We start from the raw sequence: 15,892 nt of genomic DNA, 5'->3' as shown, positions 1-15,892 counted from the left end.
CCGGTACCCTACCGTTCAAGTACCAGCTCCACCACCTGATAGGGGTCCTCAGCTGGGACGACGTTGTGCATGGTGATGCGGCCGCCCTGGCCCTCCCCCGGGTGGATGTGGATCTGCCAGCCCCAGTCCGGGCCGGTCGGTGCCGCGTAGGAGCCGTTGAGCCGGAGGACACCGTCCCCGTCCACGGTCCCGGAGAACTGCATCAGTGCCTTGCCCGTGTGCCAGGAGTCCACCCACACCGCAGCGGCGGGCTCCGCATCGGACGCTCCGCCGGCCACGAGCAACAGGCCTTCCTGCGGGCTTTCGCCGTCCGACCAGGTGTAGGCGAGGCTCGCGAAATACGCCGCGGTCACCTGCACTGCGGCGGTGGCCGCCGAATCCCTGTAGTCGTCCGTGGGCATGATCCGGGAGCGGTTCTGTCCCTGCCACGTGCCAAGCAACGGCGTCATGTATCGCACAATGTCCATGCTGCAGTCTACTGAGCAAGTCAAAGAAGCACCGTCAATGAAGCACCGCCAATGAAGCACCGTCACCCCGCTTCCCGGTCCCTCAGCGGGCCCGGCGCGGCACGATCGTCCCTTGCCCGGGGCAGGACGTGAGGATCCGTTTCATCGCCTCCTTCTCCGCGGGCGTGACCCACAGCCGGTAGGCGGCCTTGACGGAAATCTGCCGGGCCACGTAGTGGCAGCGGAACGCCTTGTTGGGCGGCAGCCAGGTGGCGGCGTCGGAAGCGCTTTTGTCCTGGTTGGCGGGACCGTCGACGGCGATCAGGTTGAGGGGATCGTTGGCCAGGTGTTCGCGCTGTTGCGCGGTGAGCTGCTGGGCGCCCTTTTGCCACGCGTCGCCCAGCGCCACGACATGGTCGATCTGCACCGCTGCGCTGGTCTCGGCGCCGCGCCGGAACGCGATCATGCGCCCGGTGTAGGGTTCCTGGAACGTGCCGCCGGCCACCTGGCACCGGGAGCCGCTGACAAATTCGGCGGCCGCCAGGTCGCGGCGGAGGATGTCGTTGCGCGTATCGCAGCCGTTGCGGTCGACGTCTAGCCAGGCCTGACCGAATGCGCCCCGGTCATAGTTGTCCTTGGCCGACCGCCCCTTGACCGCAAGGATGTCGAGCACGCCGGCGGCACTTCCCTCCGGCACGGCCCGGACGGGGTCCACCGCGTTCATCCATCTGCCGGCAAGCACGGGGGCCTCGCTGGGACCCGTGGTCCGCGGCTCCGCGGCGGCAAACTGGCCGGCCGTGAAGAACCAGGCCAGGCCGACGAGGACGGCCAGGCCGGCTGCGGCCAGGAGAATCCAGGCCTGGCGGGAGCGGCGCCGGGCGCGGCGGAATTCCGTCCAGGTGACGGTCATGAGGGCGGCCGCTGGCGGCGTTCTGGCTGCACGCCCTGAGCCTACGCGGGCGCTCCGACACCGTGGAGGTTGTCCACAGTGTTGGGGACCGGTGGCGGAAGGCCGGGGGCTATTGTTCCCGCGTGACCCGTTTCAGGTCTTCGTTGGCCAGTTCCAGCAGGTTCTGGAGCTGGGTCACCCGGTCGTTGTTGACTTCGCCGGCGTCGCGTTTAACGATCGCGTCGTCCAGCAGCCGCTTCGCTTCCTTCGCGTTGCTGCGTGCAACGTCCAGCGCGTGTTCCAGGGTGGTCTCGTGTTCAATTGCCGGGTTCTGTTCCATGGCTACATTGTGGTTCCCATTCCCGGCCGATTCCAGTGCATCGGCCGGGAATCAGCCGGGAAAAGAGAAACATGTCCCGGTCAGGGACATTGCGCCCGCGGACTAGACCTCTACGGGCAGCCCGGCGGCCTCGAGGATGGAGGCGGCGTCCTTGGCGGGGAAGGACGGCGGGTTGACCCCGGCCATTTCCTCCATGACGCGGACCACCTGGCAGCTGTAGCCGAACTCGTTGTCGTACCAGACGTACAGCACGAGGTTCTTGTCGTTGGAGATCGTGGCCAGGCCGTCGACGATCCCTGCCCGGCGCGAGCCGACGAAGTCCGTGGAGACAACCTCGGGCGAATCGATGTAGTCGATCTGCTTGCGCAGCTCGGAGTGCAGCGACATTTCCCGCAGGTAGTCGTTGACCTCGTCCTTGGTGGTGCCGTTCTCCAGGTTCAGGTTAAGGATGGCCAGCGACACGTCGGGGGTGGGGACGCGGATGGAGCTGCCCGTCAGCTTGCCGAGCAGTTCCGGCAATGCCTTGGCGACGGCCTTGGCGGCACCAGTCTCGGTGATCACCATGTTCAGCGCGGCAGAGCGTCCACGGCGGTCGCCCTTGTGGAAGTTGTCGATCAGGTTCTGGTCATTGGTGAAGGAGTGGACTGTCTCCACGTGCCCGTGCACCACGCCGTAGCGGTCGTTGATCGCCTTGAGCACGGGGGTGATGGCGTTGGTGGTGCAGGAGGCCGCCGAGACGATCGTGTCCGAGTCGGCGATGGTGCCGTGGTTGATGCCGTGCACGATGTTCTTCAGCTCACCCTTGCCCGGGGCGGTGAGGAGAACGCGGGCAACACCCTTGCTCTTCAAGTGCTGGGACAGGCCCTCGGCGTCGCGCCAGCGGCCCGTGTTGTCCACAACGAGTGCGTCGTGGATGCCGTAGGAGGTGTAGTCCACCGTGGAAGGGTTGTCCGAGTAGATGACCTGGATCTGGACGCCGTTGGCTGTGATGGTGTCGTTTTCGAGGTCCACCTTGATGGTGCCTTCGAAGGAGCCGTGGACGGAGTCGCGGCGCAGCAGGCTCGCGCGCTTGCTGAGGTCGTTGTCGGACCCGCGGCGGACCACGATGGCGCGCAGGCGCAGGCCGTGGCCGCCGCCTGCCTTTTCGATCAGGAGCCGAGCCAGGAGCCGGCCAATCCGGCCGAAGCCGTAGAGGACGACGTCGGTGCTGGTGCGGTCGTCGCCGCCGCGCTTGCCGACAACCTCGGCGAGTTCCTCGCGGAGGAACGCATCGAGGCTGGCGCCGTCGCCCTCGGCGCGGTACTTCTCGGTGAGGCGGGCAATATCGATCGCCGCTGCGCCGAGGTCCAGCTTGGTCAGGGCCTCCAGCAGCGGCGCCGTCTCCTCGAGGCGCAGTTCTTCCTTGCTCATCCGGCGGGCGAAGCGGTGGGCCTTGAGGATATTCATGGTGGACTTGTTGATCAGGCTGCGTCCGTGGATGGAGGTCACCACGTTGTTCTCGCGGTACAGCCGGCCGATCACCGGGATCATGGCCTCGGCGAGCGCCTCACGGCCCATCCACGTATCAAGACAAGAATCTGACGTCTGGCTCACAGAACTACCTTCCTAGAATCCACCCCCTACGTCCTCGTAGGGGGAAGTCGGCCGCCGGAGGGTGTCCGGTACCGGGCACCGGCAGGGATTCGGTCCACCCCGGGCGCCTCATCGAGCGCAAAGAAAATCCGCCGGCTGCGAACGCAGACCCGGCGGCAGAACTTCTACGTTCACCATCAATTCTACGGGCGACCCGGCAGGGTCAGGTGCCCTGCTGCGCGTGAAATGACTCACACACGCCCCCGGGCCCCGGAGGAACCGCGGAAACCGGGGAAGCAAATGATGCCGGGACGTCGCCTAGCGTGCGTCCTCGAGGATCATGTCAACAGCCTTTTCCGCGATCATGATGGTGGGCGCCTGGGTGTTGGCACTGATCAGGCGGGGCATGATCGAGGAGTCGACCACCCGCAGTCCCTCAAGCCCGTAGACCTTCAGCCGCGGCGAGACGACCGAATCATCAGAGATTCCCATGGCACAGGTGCCGACCGGATGGTAGGAGGTCCGTCCGTAGGAGCGCACGAAATTCACGTACTCGTCACGGGTTTTCACCCGTGAGCCGTCGCCGATGTGCTCCGCCTTGATAAACGCTGCCATCGAGGACTGCTCCATGATCTGTCGGCTCTGCTGTACGCCGACGATGGTCATCTCGAGGTCGTAGTCGTCGGCGAGGTAGTTCGGATCGATGAGGGGCGGCTTGGTCGGGTCCGAGGACGCCAGCCGAAGGGTTCCCCTGCTCCGCGGCCGCAGGAAGTACGAGTTCAACGTCGCCCCGAATCCCGGCCGCAGGGACGTCATGGCCGCCTCCGCCCGGGCTGCGGGCAGGAAGTGGAACTGCAGGTCCGGCGTCGACTCGTCCGCGTTTGCGTAGCTGAAGCCACCGGCCTCGACCAGGTTCGAAGCGAACGGTCCCGTGCGGAAAGCGAGGTATTCGAGCCCGGCAAGGGCCGTTGCCGGGCGGACGCGGTTAAAACGGTCCAGGCTGTGGCCATACGTGAGTTCGTAGATGATGTCGAGGTCGCAGTGGTCCTGCAGGTTCTTACCGACGCCGGGCAGGGCGTGGACGGTGTCGATGCCGGCGGCGGCAAGGTCCGCGGGGTCGCCGACGCCCGAAAGCTGCAGCAGCTTGGGCGATCCAAACGCGCCGCTGGCGATGAGCACCTCACGCCTGGCACTGTAGGTTCGCGCGACTCCGCGTTCAATCGTCTGGATGCCGACGGCCCGGCCATTCTTGATGATCACCTTGGAAACGGTCACGTTGACGCGGACCGTGAGATTGCGGCGCTTGCGCGCGGGTTTGAGGTAGGCCACGGCCGCGCTGCAGCGGCGTCCGTTCTTGGTGGTGGTCTGGTAGAAGCCGACGCCGTGCTGTTCGGCGCCATTGAAGTCGCTGTTGTATGGCAGCCCGAACTCCTGCCCGGCCCGCACGAAGGCCGCCGAGAGCTTGTGCGGACGCTTGGGGTCCGAGACTCCGAGCGGCCCCAGGGTTCCGTGGTGGGGTCCCGAGAGTCTGCAGTTGGACTCCGAGCGCACGAAATACTCGAGCACCTCGTCGGCGGACCAGCCGTCGCATCCGCACTCTTTAGCCCAGCTGTCGTAGTCCTGGGCCACGCCGCGGGTGAAGACCTGGGAGTTGATGGAGCCCCCGCCACCGAGCCCGCGGCCTTGGGCGAGCGGGATGCGACGGCCTTTACTGTGCTCTTGCGGGACGCTCCGGTACTGCCATTGGTACGGGCCTCCCTTTAGTCTTGGGAAGCCCGCGGGCATATGGATGAACGGATGGCGGTCGGATCGGCCTGCCTCGAGCAGCAGCACACGGACTGCTGGGTCTTCACTTAATCTCCCGGCCAGGACGCTGCCGCCCGTGCCGCCCCCGGCGATCACATAGTCGTACTCTGCATCGTCCGGCACCATGACTCCTCAACCATCGCCGAAACCGCCGCCCCAAAGCGTTGAGTGAAGTCTCTAGTTTCGCGGGGATGATGTCAAGCATCTGGATTTACCTGCAACGGCGCAGGTAGGAGGCACGCGGTAGGGAGGACAGGACTACTTGGATTGTGGGTGGATGGGTTGACCGATACGCCGGGTTCTGTGTTCCCGCGCTGTTGCCGGCGCGGGAGTAGCGGCCATCCATCTACGGACGCCGTTGCCGACGCCCTCCAGCGGCCTACCCGAACACTCGGGCGAGCAGCCCTCAAACGTGTCCTGTCTGGCCTTGCTCCGGGTGGGGTTTACCTAGCCTTCCCGGTCACCCGGGAAGCTGGTGGTCTCTTACACCACCGTTTCACCCTTACCTGCCGTGCGGCCCTGTGCAAGCACACGCCGCACGCAGGCGGTCTGTTCTCTGTGGCACTGGCCTGCGGGTTACCCCGAGTGGGCGTTACCCACCACCCTGCTCTGCGGAGCCCGGACGTTCCTCGAGCCACTTGCGTGACGCGCGGCCGCCTGGTCAACCCATCCGCTGTTCATTCTACGTTCTCCCGGCCGGCGCAGCCGCACCGGCTCTTTTGGGGCGGCCGGTGGGAGAATTGGAGCAGGATTCCTACTAGTCAAGGAAGAGATCCCGATGAACTGGACCGCCATCATCATCTGGCTGCTCGCGATCATCCTGGTGGCTGTTATCGCCAAGATGTCGATCAAGATTGTGCGCCAGTACGAACTGGGCGTCCTGTTCCGGCTGGGTCGGGTGGTCGCAGTCCGGATGCCCGGGTTACGGTTCATCATCCCGGTAGTGGACCGGCTTCAGCTGGTGAGCCTGCGGATCGTGACGATGCCGATCCAGTCGCAGGGCATCATTACCCAGGACAACGTCAGCGTCGACATCTCGGCAGTGGCCTATTACCGGGTGATTGACGCCGTGAAGTCAGTCGTGGCGATCGAAGACGTGGCGGCGGCCATCAACCAGATCGCCCAGACCACCCTGCGGAAGGTCGTGGGCCGGCACAGCCTGGACCAGACGCTGTCCGAGACCGAGCGCATCAACAGCGACATTCGGGAAATCCTGGACGCCCTGACCCTGGAATGGGGTGTCGAAGTGACGCTCGTCGAACTCAAGGACATCCAGCTTCCGGAAAGTATGAAGCGGGCGATGGCCCGGCAAGCGGAGGCCGAACGGGAGAAGCGGGCCAAGATCATCGCCGCTGAAGGCGAGGCGATCGCCGCCACGGCTCTCGGCCAGGCGTCCGACACGATGATGGCCCACCCAGTCGCCCTGCAGTTGCGGAATCTTCAGTCTCTCGTGGAAATCGGGGTGGACAAGAACTCAACCGTCGTCTTCCCGGCGCCCCTGATGAGCACAATCGCGGAGCTCGCGGCCTTCCTGGCACGCGAGGACAAGGTGGCCAGAGCCGGCACGCCGACGTCGGCGCCTGCTCCGGCAGCGCCACCGGCCGAGTCCCCGGCCCCGCCGATCAAGGCCGCGTAGGCCCCGGCCACCGCGCCTAGGCTCAGGGTATGGAGAGGCCGCTGCTGGGACGGCGCCGGCTGCTCGAGTTGGCAGGAATCGGCGTTGGCGCGTCCGCCCTCACTGCCTGCACTGACGGCATAGCGCCTCCCGAGACGCCTCGGCCCGTGCCACCTGGCCCGACGGCGACAGCACTGCCGGCTCCCGCGGCCCCGTTGACGGTCCGGACCAGCTCAGGGTCATTCGTCTCGGCTTTCCGCCCCGGGATCGCCAGCCACTGGTCGCTGGCTGCACCCGAACTGCCGCCCGGCGGCGCGCAGCCCGAATTGCCCGTGGCTGTCTTCCTCCACGGGCTCAACGGCAGCCACGCCGTCCTGCTCGAGGACTTGGCGGCCCATGAGCCTCTCCAACGGCACTTGGACGCCGGCGGCACACCCTTCGCGATCGCTGCAGTGGATGGCGGAAACACGTGGTGGCACCCACGCGCCGACGGCAGCGACGCCCAGTCGATGCTGGTGAAGGAGTTTGTTCCGTTCCTGGGCAGCCAGGGCTACGACCTTGGCAGGATCGGCCTGTTCGGCATCTCCATGGGCGGCTTCGGTTCCCTCCTGCTCGCCTCGCAGGGCCGGCTGCCCGGAGTCCGCGCCGTCGCGGCCATGAGTCCGGCGGTCTGGAACCACTACGACCCACGCCAGGACTCCGCCTTCGACGGCCCGGCCGACTTCGCGGCCCATGACGTGTTCGCGCTCCGGCCCCGGCTCGCGGCGGTGCCCAAGCGGATCGACTGCGGCACCGGGGACGACCTTGCCGCCACGGTTCGTGCCTACCGCGCAGGACTGCCGGGCGAGGTCGAAGGTGGGTTCCGGCCCGGCGGCCACGATTACAGCTATTGGCGGTCCGTCCTGCCCGAGGTGTTGTCATTTTTGGGTTACAACCTCGCCTGAACCGGTCGCCGGTAAGCCGGACTGCAGCACCACACCCCGGCGCCCGCGGCACCCGCCGCCGGTAGGATCGTACGGTGCTAATTCTGTTGCCGCCCTCCGAGGGCAAGACTCCCGCTGTCGGTGCGGACGCCGCCGACTGGAGCGCTTTAAGCTTTCCCGCCCTCAACAGCTCCCGGGCCAGGGTCCTGGAGGCGCTCGGCACCGTCAGTGCCCACGAGGACGCCCTGGCGCTGCTGGGCGTCGGCGCCTCGCTGAGTGCCGACGTCGAACGCAACACCCGGCTGCACGCGGAACCTGCCGCCCCGGCCCACCAGGTGTATTCCGGGGTGCTCTTCGACGCCCTCGGCTACGACTCCCTGACCCCGGCGCAGCGGAAGAAGGCCGACGCTTCGGTGCTGGTGGTCTCCGCCCTGTGGGGTGCCATCCGCTTCGCCGACCGCGTGCCCGCCTACCGGCTGTCGATGGGGATCTCGCTGCCCGACGTCGGACGGCTCGCCTCGTTCTGGAAGCCGCAACTGGGCGACGCCCTGGCGGCAGCCACCACAGGTGAGCTACTGGTGGACTGCCGGTCCAGCACCTACGCCGCGGCCTGGACTCCCCCGCCGGAACAGACGGTGGCCGTGAATGTCTTCACCGAGACCGCCGGCGTGCGCAAGGTGGTCAGCCACTTTGCCAAGCACACCCGCGGCGAGCTCGCCCGGCATTTGCTCAGCCGCAGGGGCAAGGCGCCCCAAACCCCGGCGCAGCTGCAGCGGGCAGCGGCGGAGAAGTGGGCTGCCGAACTCGTTGAGGGCACGGCCCGGAAGCCGCACACCCTGAACATCATCCTGCCGGGCTAGGAGCCGGTCCGGCCCACTCGGCCGAGCGGACCAGGATGCAGCCGGAGTCCGGGCAGAACACGATCTCGTCCTCGGCCGCGGCCTGGATCTCGGCCAGGTCGCCGGGGCTGAGGTGCATGCCGGAGCCCTCCGAGGTGCCGTGGAAGAGCCGGGCAGCGCCGACGCCGCGCTTGGCCAGGGTCTTCTCGTAGACGGCGAGCATTCCTGCGTCGAGTCCGGCAGCAAACTCGGCACGCTGCCCGCGCACCACGGTGGCCTCGGCGGCGATCTCGGCCAGCTGCTCGTCCAGTTCCGCACGGATGGAGCCGAAGGAGCCCTGGATGTCGTCCACGATCTGCTGCTGCGCCGCTTGGCGGGCGCGGAGCGAGTCGAGCCGTTCGAGGACTTCGAGCTCAACGTCCTCGAGGTCCGAGCGGCGCTTGTTCAGCGAGACGAGGTCCCGCTGCAGGGCCACGAGGTCCTTGGACAGGCCCGTACCGCTGTTGAGCCGCGCCTCGTCGCGTTCGATCCGCGAGGCAACCTGCTCGACGTCAGCCTCTGAGCGCTTGAGCTCGAGCTCGGCGTCGTGGACGGCCACCTTCGCGGCGCCAAGTTCGCCGTTGGCCACGCTGAGGGCGGCTTCCAGGTCGGTGATCCGGGAGTCGCTTTCAAGGCTTCGTCGGCGGTTGGACAAGGACTTGAGCTTGGCATCGAGTCCCTGCAATTCGAGCAACTTCAACTGTTCCGCCGGTGCTGCCTTGGCCACTATTTACCTCCGCTAAATCCAATCCGGCCGAAGCCGGGCACCGTATCGGCGCTCCCTAGACTCTAGTCCCCGCCCGGAGTCAGAATGAAGTCCCACGGGTCGCTGTTGGTGTTACTGACCCGGATCTCGACGTCGTGGCCCTGGTCGGTGAGCACATTGCCCAGCGCTTCGGCGGCCGCAGGCAGCCACAGCCATTCGCTGGCGAAGTGGGACACATCGATGAGGTAGGGCCGGTCGTTGACTGCCGCCTCCCGGGCTTCCGATGCCGGGTGGTGCCGCAGGTCCGCCGTCACGTAGACGTCCGCGTTGCTTGCCCGGACCTCGCCGAAGAGGGAATCGCCGGCGCCGCCGCAGACAGCCACCCGCCGGATCAGCCCGTCCCGGTCGCCCGATACCCGGACGCCGCCGGCCACCGAGGGCAGGATGCCAAACACGCGGGCAGCGAAATCACCCAGTGTCAGGACCTCTTCGAGGTCGCCGACGCGGCCGATGCCTTCCTCCGGGAGCCCGTTTGCCGCGGGGGTCAGCGGGGCCACGTTCTGCAGGCCCAGAGCGTCAGCCAGGACGTCGGAGACGCCCCCGACGGCGGAGTCACCGTTGGTGTGCACGGTCATCAGCGCGGTCCCGGACTCGATGAGCCGGTGCACGGCCTTGCCCTTGGCCGTGTTCGCGGCGACGGACGTCACGCCCTTGAGCAGCAGCGGATGGTGCGTGATGAGCAGCTCGGCACCGAAGTCGATGGCTTCCTCGATCACATCGATGGTCGGATCGACTGCGAACATGACCCGGTGCACCTCGGCGCCCGGGTGGCCCGCCACGAGGCCCACCTCGTCCCAGTCCTCGGCCAACGACTCGGGCCAGAGCTCCTCCACGGCCAGCTGGATCATGCCCAGCGTCGCGGCGCCGGAGGCCTCACCGGCGCCCGTATCGCCGTCGACGGCGGCAGCAGGGCCGTCGGATTCCGCTGAAACATCGGTGTTCACAGGTTCCATACCCCCATTTTTACCCTATCCGCGGGCGGCCCGGTCACTCGTAACACTCTCGTAAGGTGGGTGGGGAATCATCGGGGCCCTCGAACCATTGAACAGTGCATGAGAACTTTTGTGCTCGGCGGAGGCTGCTTTTGGTGCCTCGACGCTGTCTACCAGAAAACCAAGGGCGTCAGCTCGGTCGTCTCGGGCTACACCGGCGGCCATGACCACAGCCCCGACTACTACTCTGTGTGCTCCGGGACCACAGGCCACGCCGAGGTGGTGGCGGTGACGTTCGACGAGGACATCATTCCCGCCGAAGTCATCCTGGACATGTTCTTCGCCCTGCACGACCCCACCACGCTGAACCGGCAGGGCTACGACGTCGGGACCCAGTACCGGTCCTCAATGTTCTACGAGACCACCGAGGAAAAGATCCTGTTCGAGGAGGCGATCGAACGGAACCAGGCCCTGTGGAGGCACCCGATCGTCACCGAGGTCAGCCGGCTGCCGAAGTTCCATGTGGCCGAGGAAATCCACCAGGACTTCTTCGCCAAGTACCCCGAGGAGGGCTACTGCCAGGTCATCATCAACCCGAAGCTGGCTAAGGCGAGGAAATATTACTCTGCATGGCTTAATGCTTAGCTAGGGCCTGTGACCGCTCGTTAGGCTGACCTCAGTCAACCCTCTTCAAAGACAGGCATACATACATGGCACCGATCTATGACGATGTAACCCAGCTGGTGGGCGGAACTCCGCTGGTCCGGCTGAACCGGCTGACCGAAGGCCTGGACGCCACTGTGGCGGTCAAGCTGGAGTTCTACAACCCGGCCAACAGCGTCAAGGACCGGATCGGCGTCGCCATCATTGATGCTGCCGAGAAGTCGGGTGCCCTCAAGCCCGGCGGCACCATTGTCGAAGGCACGTCCGGCAACACCGGAATCGCCCTGGCCATGGTGGGCGCGGCCCGCGGCTACCGGGTCATCCTGACTATGCCGGAAACCATGTCCACCGAGCGCCGGGTCATGCTGCGCGCGTACGGCGCCGAGATTGTCCTGACCCCCGGCTCCGAGGGTATGCGCGGTGCCGTGGAGAAGGCCCAGGAGATCGTGGCCAACACGGAGAACTCCATCTGGGCCCAGCAGTTCGCCAACGAGGCCAACCCGGAGGTCCACCGCCGCACCACGGCCGAGGAAATCTGGGTCGACACCGACGGCAAGGTGGACATCTTCGTCGCCGGCGTCGGCACCGGCGGCACCGTTACCGGCGTCGGCCAGGTCCTGAAGGAACGCCGCCCGGACGTGCAGATCGTCGCCGTCGAGCCGAAGGACTCCGCCATCCTCAACGGCGGCGCCCCGGGCCCGCACAAGATCCAGGGCCTCGGCGCGAACTTCGTCCCGGAAATCCTGGACACCAATGTCTATGACGAGGTCATCGACGCCACGCTGGAAGACTCCGTCCGCGTCGCGCGCGAGCTCGGCATCAAGGAAGGCATCCTGGGCGGCATATCCTCCGGCGCCATCGTCTGGGCGGCCCTGGAGCTCGCCAAGCGCCCGGAGAACGCCGGTAAACTCATTGTTGCTGTGGTTTGCGACTTTGGTGAGCGTTACATCTCCACCGTGCTGTACGACGACATCCGCGGTTAAGTCCCTGCCGCTGTCCCACGATTCCCCAGAAAGGTCTTTGTGAGCTTCTTCGCAAGACTGAAGGAAGACCTCGACGCCGCCCGGTCCCACGACCCGGCGGCTCGAGGTTCTTTTGAGAACTTCTTTGCCTATTCCGGCCTGCACGCGATCTGGTTCCACCGCCTGACGCACCGGCTGTGGCAAAACCCGGCCCTGCGGTTCCCGGCGCGGCTCATCTCCCAGCTCGCCCGGTTCCTCACCGGCATCGAGATCCACCCCGGCGCGACCATCGGCCGGCGCTTCTTCATCGATCACGGCATGGGCGTGGTCATCGGCGAGACCGCCGAGATCGGCGAGGACGTCATGATCTACCACGGCGTGACCCTCGGCGGCCGCTCGCTTGCCAAGATCAAACGCCACCCCACCATCGAGGACCGGGTGGTGATCGGTGCCGGGGCCAAGGTTCTGGGTCCCATCACCATCGGCCGGGACAGCGCCGTCGGCGCCAACGCCGTGGTGGTCAAGGATGCCCCGGCTGAATCAATCGTCACCGGCGTGCCGGCCACCTGGCGGCACCGCGACGCGCAGCGCGAGACCAAGCCCGCCGTCGACCCGGCCGAATACCTGATCGATTACCACATCTAGGGCGTCTTAGCCGGGGAACCGCTTGTAGATGTTCCAGAGGACGGCGTCGAACGCCCGGTCCGGCAGCAGGTGGCGCAGCAGCAGGATCCCCCGGGCGCTGGCACCCACCGGGTACCGTGTCTTGGGCCGCCTCGCGGTCGCCGCGTGCAGGATGGCCTCGGCGGCGAGCTCCGGCCGCGCCGAGGTGGCAGCGTTGTCCGTGGTGGCCAGCGCGGCCGCCACCACCTTGGCCTGGGCCCCGTACGGGCCACTCCCGGAGCTGGCCAACAGCCCCTGCGCCGCAATGGCGCCCCACTCGGACTGCGTGCCGGCGGGCTCGATGATGGCCACGTCAATGCCGTGCGGCTTGAGCTCGAGCCGCAGCGAATCGCTCAGGCCCTCCACCGCAAACTTCGTCGCGTGGTACCAGGCGCCCAGCGGCTCGTACATCTTGCCGCCGATCGATGAGATGTTGATGATCCGGCCCGCCCGCGCGGCCCGCATGGCGGGGATCACTAGCTGCGTCATCCGCGCCAGGCCGAAGACGTTCACGTCGAACTGCCGCCGCCCCTCGGCCAGCTCCACCTCCTCGAGCGAACCGTACGTCCCGTAGCCGGCGTTGTTGACCAGGACGTCGATCCGGCCGTGCGCGGCCAGCACTTCCCCGACGGCGGCGCTCATCGAGGCCTCGTCCGTCACGTCCAATGCCATCACCTTGACGCCGGAGGCTTTCAACGGCTCCATTTTTTCCACCCGCCGGGCCCCGGCATAGACCGTGAAGCCGGCCGAGGCAAGCTTTTTCGCGGTTTCAAAGCCGATCCCGGTGGACGCACCGGTGACGAACGCTACTGGCTGGGGCATGAGCAAAACTCCTTGGGCGCTGAACTCCTTGGGCAGGAGCGGCCGGAGACACGGACGGCCGGCGCCTCCCAGAGTATCTGGAAAGGGCCGGCCGTCCGTGGTGCTGCTAGTGGGTGTCGACTGCCTCGATCTCGGACTTGTCCTCGCCCCAGAGGGTGTGGAACGTGCCCTCGGCATCGACGCGGCCGTAGGTGTGCGCACCGAAGAGGTCGCGCTGGCCCTGGATGACGGCGGCCGGCAGGCGCTTGCGGCGCAGGCCGTCGTAGTAGGCCAGTGAGGAGGAGAACACCGGCACCGGGATGCCGAGCTGAACCGCGGTGGACACTACCCGGCGCCAGGCCGGGAGGACCTCGGCGATCGCCTTGGTGAACGCCGGCGCGAAGAGCAGGTTGGCCGGCTTCTCCGCCGCGGCGTAAGCCTTGGTGATCTCCTTGAGCAGTTCGGCGCGGATGATGCAGCCGCCGCGCCACAGCGAGGCGATCTCATCCAGCTTCAGGTCCCAGCCGTATTCCTTGGCCGCGGAGGTGAGCATGTCGAGTCCCTGGGCGTAGGAGACCAGCTTCGAGGCGTAGAGCGCCTGGCGGACGTCTTCGACGAAGCTCTCGGGGACCTCGACGGCGGCCTCGCCGCCGGCCAGCAGTTCCTGGGCCAGCACACGCTGCTCCGCCTGGGAGGACAGGGCCCGGGCGAAGACGGACTCAGCGATGCCCGACGTCGGGGAACCGAGCTCGAGCGCGGAGATGACCGTCCAGCGGCCGGTGCCCTTCTGGCCGGCAGCATCCACCACGACGTCGACGAACGGCTTGCCGGTCTTCGCATCGACGTGGCCGAGGACCTCGGCGGAGATTTCGATCAGGAAGGAGGCGAGGTCGCCCTTGTTCCACTCTTCGAAGATCTTGGCCTGCTCGGCCGGTTCGATCCCGGCGCCGGAGCGCAGGAGGTCGAAGGCCTCGCCGATGACCTGCATGTCGGCGTATTCGATGCCGTTGTGGACCATCTTGACGAAGTGGCCGGCGCCGTCGGTGCCGATCCAGGCGCAGCAGGGCTGGCCGTCGACGTGGGCGGCGATCTTTTCCAGCAGCGGGCCGAGGGCGTCGTAGGACTCCTTGGAACCGCCCGGCATGATCGAGGGGCCGTTGAGGGCACCCTCCTCGCCACCGGAGACGCCGATCCCGACGAAATGCAGGTCCTTCTTGGCGAGCGCGGCCTCGCGGCGGCGGGTGTCCTCGTAGTGCGAGTTGCCGGCGTCGATGATGATGTCGCCCGCCTCCAGGAGCGGCTCGAGCTGCTCGATCACGGAATCGACCGGCTTGCCGGCCTTGACCATGATCAGCACGCGGCGCGGCTTCTCCAGCGAATCAACGAGTTCCTGGAGGGTCTCCGTGCGGACGAAGTCGCCCTCATCGCCGTACTTGGCGAGCAGGGTGTCTGTCTTTTCCACCGACCGGTTGTGCAGGGCAACGGTGAAGCCGTTCCGGGCCAGGTTGCGTGCGAGGTTGGCCCCCATCACGGCGAGGCCGGTAACACCGATGTGTGCTGACATCAAAACTCCAATTCATTTCTGTACACCATGATTTGTAGACCATGGATGCACGGGGGTTCATCTAAGACGTTCATCTAGGACTCGGCAGGTTGCGCCGCAAAGGGCAGAACCCGCTCTTGAGGATTTGTGGCTGTCCATAAACCATATGTATTTCCGCGGGCTGCGGGAAAGCAGCGCCCACGTAGCGGAATACTGCGCGTCATAAACAGTCTATGATCACCGGCGCCCGCCACGCCGGTCGGCCCGGAGCAGCCCCGCAGCATTATGCTTACGACTATGTCAACCAGCCTCCATCATCGTGCCATTGAGCACCTCGGGACCCGGATCGTGGCCGGCGAGCTGCCGCCCGGGCACGTCATGCTTGCCGAGCACCTTGAGGACGAACTCAAGGTCTCCCGCTCGGTGGTGCGGGAGGCGGTCCGGGTCCTCCAGTCCCTGGGCCTGGTGGAGACCATCAAGCGCGTCGGCATCCGGGTGCTGCCCTCGAACCGGTGGAACCCGTTCGATCCGCTCGTAATCCGCTGGCGCCTGGCCGGCGAGGGCCGCGGCGCCCAGCTGCGCTCCCTGGCCGAACTCCGCACCGCCGTCGAGCCGGTGGCCGCCGAACTTGCAGCGGCCAACGCCCCCCAGGCACTCCGCCGGGAGCTCGTGGAGATCTCGCACGCCATGCGCGACGCCGGGCAGGCCGGGGACGTGCCCCGGTTCCTTGAGCTGGACATCCTGTTCCATTCCCTGTTGCTGACCGGCTCCGGCAACGAGATGTTCGCCAACATGGTGGGCCAAGTGACCGAGACCCTGACCGGCCGCACCCTCCACGGCCTGATGCCGGACCACCCGCGGGAGACGGCGCTGCAGTGGCACGTGGAGGTCGCCGAGGCCATCGCCGCCGGGGATGCCGCCGCCGCGCGCGAGTCCTCCAACCGGATCATGCGGGAGACCATCTCGGAGATGGAGCCGAGCTGGAAGAACCAGCCGCGGGTGTTTGTCCCGGTCGAGCGGCACTAGCCCGCTGGTCGCCCCCTGGGCGGACCGGATCCCGACGACGGCGGATCGGATCCCGGCGACGGCGGCG

General features: G+C 66.8%; 16 protein-coding genes and 1 other RNA gene. 7 read left to right on the top strand and 10 right to left on the bottom strand.

Annotation, left to right across the window (positions count from 1 at the left end):
• Positions 1-8: 8 nt before the first annotated feature.
• The 6 genes from M2428_RS08740 to rnpB all read right to left on the bottom strand — a co-directional run bounded on the left by M2428_RS08740 (position 9) and on the right by rnpB (position 5,722).
• Positions 9-467, bottom strand: coding sequence for a DUF1579 family protein (locus tag M2428_RS08740; protein WP_277525581.1), 459 nt, complete (start codon positions 465-467; stop codon positions 9-11).
• An 82-nt stretch (positions 468-549) separates the two neighbouring features.
• Positions 550-1,356, bottom strand: coding sequence for an HNH endonuclease family protein (locus M2428_RS08735; RefSeq protein WP_277525580.1), 807 nt, complete (start codon positions 1,354-1,356; stop codon positions 550-552).
• A 109-nt stretch (positions 1,357-1,465) separates the two neighbouring features.
• The gene (locus M2428_RS08730) at positions 1,466-1,675 is read right to left on the bottom strand and encodes a hypothetical protein (RefSeq protein ID WP_277525579.1); all 210 of its coding nucleotides are present in this window, start codon (positions 1,673-1,675) and stop codon (positions 1,466-1,468) included.
• Between the two features lie 102 nt (positions 1,676-1,777).
• Positions 1,778-3,268, bottom strand: coding sequence for a glyceraldehyde-3-phosphate dehydrogenase (locus tag M2428_RS08725; protein WP_277525578.1), 1,491 nt, complete (start codon positions 3,266-3,268; stop codon positions 1,778-1,780).
• A 297-nt stretch (positions 3,269-3,565) separates the two neighbouring features.
• Positions 3,566-5,179, bottom strand: a complete 1,614-nt coding sequence (locus tag M2428_RS08720) for a GMC family oxidoreductase N-terminal domain-containing protein (RefSeq protein WP_277525577.1) — start codon at positions 5,177-5,179, stop codon at positions 3,566-3,568.
• Between the two features lie 148 nt (positions 5,180-5,327).
• An RNA gene (gene rnpB, locus M2428_RS08715) (RNase P RNA component class A) lies at positions 5,328-5,722 on the bottom strand.
• Between the two features lie 109 nt (positions 5,723-5,831).
• Between rnpB and M2428_RS08710 the strand changes: the two genes are divergently transcribed.
• From M2428_RS08710 to M2428_RS08700, 3 genes are all read left to right on the top strand, one after another.
• Entirely contained in the window at positions 5,832-6,689 is an 858-nt protein-coding gene (locus M2428_RS08710; protein WP_277525576.1) for a slipin family protein, read from the top strand.
• A 29-nt stretch (positions 6,690-6,718) separates the two neighbouring features.
• Entirely contained in the window at positions 6,719-7,612 is an 894-nt protein-coding gene (locus tag M2428_RS08705) for an alpha/beta hydrolase-fold protein (RefSeq protein ID WP_277525575.1), read from the top strand.
• Between the two features lie 74 nt (positions 7,613-7,686).
• Complete coding sequence (locus tag M2428_RS08700) at positions 7,687-8,451, top strand: peroxide stress protein YaaA (protein ID WP_277525574.1); 765 nt, start codon at positions 7,687-7,689, stop codon at positions 8,449-8,451.
• Here the strand turns inward: M2428_RS08700 and M2428_RS08695 are convergent.
• Positions 8,435-9,196 carry a C4-type zinc ribbon domain-containing protein gene (locus M2428_RS08695; RefSeq protein WP_277525573.1) on the bottom strand — a complete coding sequence of 254 codons (762 nt, stop codon included), beginning with the start codon at positions 9,194-9,196 and terminating at the stop codon, positions 8,435-8,437. The two genes, M2428_RS08700 and M2428_RS08695, sit on opposite strands and share 17 nt — an antisense overlap.
• A gap of 62 nt (positions 9,197-9,258) precedes the next feature.
• Positions 9,259-10,188, bottom strand: coding sequence for a Nif3-like dinuclear metal center hexameric protein (locus M2428_RS08690; protein ID WP_277525572.1), 930 nt, complete (start codon positions 10,186-10,188; stop codon positions 9,259-9,261).
• Positions 10,189-10,287: 99 nt separating this feature from the next.
• Here M2428_RS08690 and msrA point away from each other — a divergent pair, with 99 nt between their 5' ends.
• The 3 genes from msrA to epsC all read left to right on the top strand — a co-directional run bounded on the left by msrA (position 10,288) and on the right by epsC (position 12,437).
• Entirely contained in the window at positions 10,288-10,812 is a 525-nt protein-coding gene (gene msrA / locus M2428_RS08685) for a peptide-methionine (S)-S-oxide reductase MsrA (protein WP_277525571.1), read from the top strand.
• 65 nt (positions 10,813-10,877) lie between these two features.
• The gene (gene cysK / locus M2428_RS08680; protein ID WP_277525570.1) at positions 10,878-11,813 is read left to right on the top strand and encodes a cysteine synthase A; all 936 of its coding nucleotides are present in this window, start codon (positions 10,878-10,880) and stop codon (positions 11,811-11,813) included.
• A gap of 39 nt (positions 11,814-11,852) precedes the next feature.
• On the top strand, positions 11,853-12,437 hold the full coding sequence (epsC, locus tag M2428_RS08675) for a serine O-acetyltransferase EpsC (RefSeq protein ID WP_090953239.1): 585 nt from the start codon (positions 11,853-11,855) through the stop codon (positions 12,435-12,437).
• 6 nt (positions 12,438-12,443) lie between these two features.
• On the opposite strand, the gene M2428_RS08670 is transcribed toward epsC, so the two are convergent.
• Both M2428_RS08670 and gndA read right to left on the bottom strand, forming a co-directional pair.
• On the bottom strand, positions 12,444-13,277 hold the full coding sequence (locus M2428_RS08670) for an oxidoreductase (RefSeq protein WP_277525569.1): 834 nt from the start codon (positions 13,275-13,277) through the stop codon (positions 12,444-12,446).
• 106 nt (positions 13,278-13,383) lie between these two features.
• A complete protein-coding gene (gndA, locus tag M2428_RS08665; protein WP_018773415.1) occupies positions 13,384-14,820 on the bottom strand; it encodes an NADP-dependent phosphogluconate dehydrogenase in 1,437 nt (478 codons plus the stop codon).
• Positions 14,821-15,096: 276 nt separating this feature from the next.
• Between gndA and M2428_RS08660 the strand changes: the two genes are divergently transcribed.
• Positions 15,097-15,825, top strand: coding sequence for an FCD domain-containing protein (locus tag M2428_RS08660; RefSeq protein ID WP_277525568.1), 729 nt, complete (start codon positions 15,097-15,099; stop codon positions 15,823-15,825).
• The last annotated feature ends 67 nt before the right edge of the window (positions 15,826-15,892 follow it).

The organism is Arthrobacter sp. ES3-54 (assembly GCF_029504395.1).
Taxonomy (GTDB): domain Bacteria; phylum Actinomycetota; class Actinomycetes; order Actinomycetales; family Micrococcaceae; genus Arthrobacter.
This window is presented reverse-complemented; position numbering and strand designations above follow the sequence as displayed.

Bases quoted from the DNA above. Each gene is read 5' to 3' on its own strand.
- M2428_RS08735 (WP_277525580.1), bottom strand. From the start codon at position 1,356: ATGACCGTCACCTGGACGGAATTCCGCCGCGCCCGGCGCCGCTCCCGC.
- M2428_RS08670 (WP_277525569.1), bottom strand. From the start codon at position 13,277: ATGCCCCAGCCAGTAGCGTTCGTCACCGGTGCGTCCACCGGGATCGGC.
- M2428_RS08740 (WP_277525581.1), bottom strand. From the start codon at position 467: ATGGACATTGTGCGATACATGACGCCGTTGCTTGGCACGTGGCAGGGA.
- M2428_RS08705 (WP_277525575.1), top strand. From the start codon at position 6,719: ATGGAGAGGCCGCTGCTGGGACGGCGCCGGCTGCTCGAGTTGGCAGGA.
- M2428_RS08730 (WP_277525579.1), bottom strand. From the start codon at position 1,675: ATGGAACAGAACCCGGCAATTGAACACGAGACCACCCTGGAACACGCG.
- M2428_RS08710 (WP_277525576.1), top strand. From the start codon at position 5,832: ATGAACTGGACCGCCATCATCATCTGGCTGCTCGCGATCATCCTGGTG.
- M2428_RS08690 (WP_277525572.1), bottom strand. From the start codon at position 10,188: ATGGAACCTGTGAACACCGATGTTTCAGCGGAATCCGACGGCCCTGCT.
- gndA (WP_018773415.1), bottom strand. From the start codon at position 14,820: ATGTCAGCACACATCGGTGTTACCGGCCTCGCCGTGATGGGGGCCAAC.
- M2428_RS08720 (WP_277525577.1), bottom strand. From the start codon at position 5,179: ATGGTGCCGGACGATGCAGAGTACGACTATGTGATCGCCGGGGGCGGC.
- cysK (WP_277525570.1), top strand. From the start codon at position 10,878: ATGGCACCGATCTATGACGATGTAACCCAGCTGGTGGGCGGAACTCCG.
- M2428_RS08660 (WP_277525568.1), top strand. From the start codon at position 15,097: ATGTCAACCAGCCTCCATCATCGTGCCATTGAGCACCTCGGGACCCGG.
- msrA (WP_277525571.1), top strand. From the start codon at position 10,288: ATGAGAACTTTTGTGCTCGGCGGAGGCTGCTTTTGGTGCCTCGACGCT.